3 protein-coding genes are annotated in these 2,822 nt (G+C 67.5%); all 3 read left to right on the top strand.

Features of this window, described 5'->3' with window-relative positions; genetic code table 11:
- On the top strand, positions 1–514 hold a 514-nt coding region (locus tag QZ079_RS08965; protein WP_297037505.1), incomplete at its 5' end, for a SufD family Fe-S cluster assembly protein.
- An 83-nt stretch (positions 515–597) separates the two neighbouring features.
- Positions 598–1,986 carry a SufD family Fe-S cluster assembly protein gene (locus tag QZ079_RS08960; protein WP_297037504.1) on the top strand — a complete coding sequence of 463 codons (1,389 nt, stop codon included), beginning with the start codon at positions 598–600 and terminating at the stop codon, positions 1,984–1,986.
- Positions 1,987–1,991: 5 nt separating this feature from the next.
- Positions 1,992–2,822 (top strand): aminotransferase class V-fold PLP-dependent enzyme (locus QZ079_RS08955; protein WP_297037506.1); only part of this gene is annotated, 831 nt, incomplete at its 3' end.

The raw sequence follows: 2,822 nt of genomic DNA, 5'->3' as shown, positions 1-2,822 counted from the left end.
GGGCTACCTCTATCCCATGAGCGTGCTCGACGGCCGCAAGAGCCGCTCGAGCTTCACGGGCATCACGTTTGCCGGCGCGGGGCAGAACCTCGACACCGGTTGCAAGGTGGTGCTGAACGCACCCGACACGAGCGCGACCGTCGAGACGAAGGGCATCTCCAAGGGCGGCGGCATCCAGACGTTCCGCAGCTCCGTGGTGGTGACGCCGAAAGCCGAGGGCGCGCGCGTGAGCGTGAGCTGCGCCTCGCTCATGCTCGACGACGAGTCCCGCTCCGACACCATCCCCGCCATGGACGTGCGCGCCAAGAACGTCGACATTGGCCACGAGGCGACGATCGGCCGCATCGGCGACGACAAGGTGTTCTACCTCATGAGCCGCGGCATCCCCGAGGAGGAGGCGCGCGCGATGATCGTGAACGGCTTCGCAAACCCCGTGGCCAAGGAGCTACCGCTCGAGTACGCCGTCGAGATGAACAACCTCATCAAGCTCGAGATGGAAGGCGCGATTGGATGACCCATTTGGGGACGGGGTCGTTTTGAGTCATTTGACCCGTTTGGGGACGGGGTCGTTTTGAGTCACGTTTGGAGTGAATGCTGATGGACGCACTCACGATGCAACATATGAGCGCCATGCCCGCGCCCACGTGGCGTTGGCTGCGCATGAACGACACCACGATCGAGATCCCCCAAGGACTCGAGCGTGTGGGCGGCACGGAGATCGAGGCAGAGGACGCGCTGCTCGATACCACGGCAACCTTCGAGGGCGCTGTCGCGGAGCTGCAGGAGCGGCTCGACGCGGCACGCGGTGGGCGCGGCGAGAAATCTGGCACGGCAGATAGCCGCGCGAGCGTACGCGCGGCCAAGCTCGCGGCAGAGGACATCGCCGACCTCGATACGCCAGCGCTCTCGCGCTACCAGCGCCGCGCCGCGCTCGAGGAGGATGCCGGCGACGTTGCTGCCGCCTTCGAGACGGGCATCGGCGCCGACGCCCGCGCCTACCTGGGCTTCATCGCCGGTGGCGCAATCACGCTCGCGACGGAGGCAGGTGCCGAAGGCCAGGCGACCGTCCGCATCACCGGCGAGCAGGGCGGTGCCGCAGCGGCAAGCGTCGACGTCGTGGCTGCGGCAGGCTCGACGTTCGACCTCGCGATCTCGCTCGACGGCGTTGGTGAGGATGAGCCGCGCGCGGACTCTTCGACAACTGCCACGCCCGCCAGCACCAACACCGCCCCCGCCGAAGGCGCCGACTCCCCCGCAAGCGAGCCTCTCGGCCTCATCGGCTCCGAGCTGCGCGTCTTCGCCGGAGCGAACGCACGTGTGAACGTCACCGTCTACATCACCGCGAGCGACGCCTTCACGGCGCTCGACGACTCCGGCTACGTGCTCGACGAGGGCGCCCGCGTGACCGTGCGCCATGTGGTGCTCGGCGGCGCCCATACCGCGACCGGCCTTGCCGCAGACCTGCGCGGGGACAGCGCGCGCATGGATATCGACACGCGCTATCTCGCAAGCGCCGCGGAGACGCGCGACTTCAACTACGTCATCCGCCAGCGCGGCCGCAAGACGGTCTCGAACATGGATGCGAACGGCGTGCTCACCGGGCGCGCGAAGAAGGTGCTGCGCGGCACGATCGACCTCGTGCACGGATGCAAGGGCTCCGAGGGCACCGAACGCGAGACCGTGCTGCTCGCGAGCAAGGGCGTGGACAACAAGACCGTGCCTGTGATCTTGTGCGACGAGGACGACGTGGCGGGCAACCACGGCGCCACGATCGGCCACGTGCGTCCTGAACAGCTCTTCTACCTGGGCTGCCGCGGACTTTCCGAAGAGGCCGCCGAGGCGCTCTTCATCACCGCGAAGCTCGAGGACGCCGCACTTTCCGCGTCGGACGATGCGATGAGGCGCAATGTGATGCGCTTGGGCAGCGCTCTGGCGGCAGATTTCGAGTATTTCGAAGACGAAGACCTCGAGGAGGACGTCGCATGACGAACATGGAGACCGGCGCTGGCAGCGCGGCCGCAACCGCCGCAGCCGCCGATATTCGGCAGAATCCCTACAAGGCGGATTTTCCCCTGCTGGCGACCAAGCCAGAAATCGCCTTCCTGGACAGCGGCGCCACCGCGCAGCGCCCGGCGTGCGTGCTCGACGCGCAGCGACGCTTCTACGAGACGATGAACGCGAACCCGCTGCGCGGGCTGTACTCGCTTTCCGTGGAAGCCACCGAGGCAATCGCCGACGTGCGCGCGCAGGTCGCACGGCTGCTGGGCGCGGTCGACGAGCGCGGACGCGCGCAGGCGTCCGACGTCATCTTCACCCGGAACGCGAGCGAGTCGCTCAACCTCGTGGCGAAATCGTTCGCGCCATGCGTGCTCAAACCGGGCGACGAGGTCGCCATCACCATCATGGAGCACCATTCGAACCTCATCCCCTGGCAGCAGGCGTGCCGGGCGGCGGGCGCGACACTCGTCTACCTCTATCCAGACGGCGAGGGTCGCATCTCAAGCGAGGAGATCGCCGCCAAGGTGGGCCCGCGCACGAAAATCGTCGCCTGCGCGCACGTGTCGAACGTGCTCGGCGTGGAGAATCCCGTCTGCGCGCTCGCCGACGCGGTGCATGCGCACGGCGGCTACCTCGTGGTGGACGGGGCGCAGTCTGTGCCGCACATGTCGGTCGACGTACGCCAGCTCGGAGCGGATTTCTTCGCCTTCTCTGCGCACAAGGCGCTGGGACCCATGGGCATCGGCGTGCTCTGGGGACGCCACGAGCTGCTCGACGAGATGCCGCCCATGCTCACCGGCGGCGAGATGATCGATTCCGTAACC

Source organism: uncultured Enorma sp., from assembly GCA_905210055.1.
Taxonomy (GTDB): Bacteria; Actinomycetota; Coriobacteriia; order Coriobacteriales; family Coriobacteriaceae; genus Enorma.
This window is presented reverse-complemented; position numbering and strand designations above follow the sequence as displayed.

Excerpts from the sequence above, each read along its gene's own strand:
- QZ079_RS08960 (WP_297037504.1), top strand. The coding sequence starts at position 598 with ATGGACGCACTCACGATGCAACATATGAGCGCCATGCCCGCGCCCACG.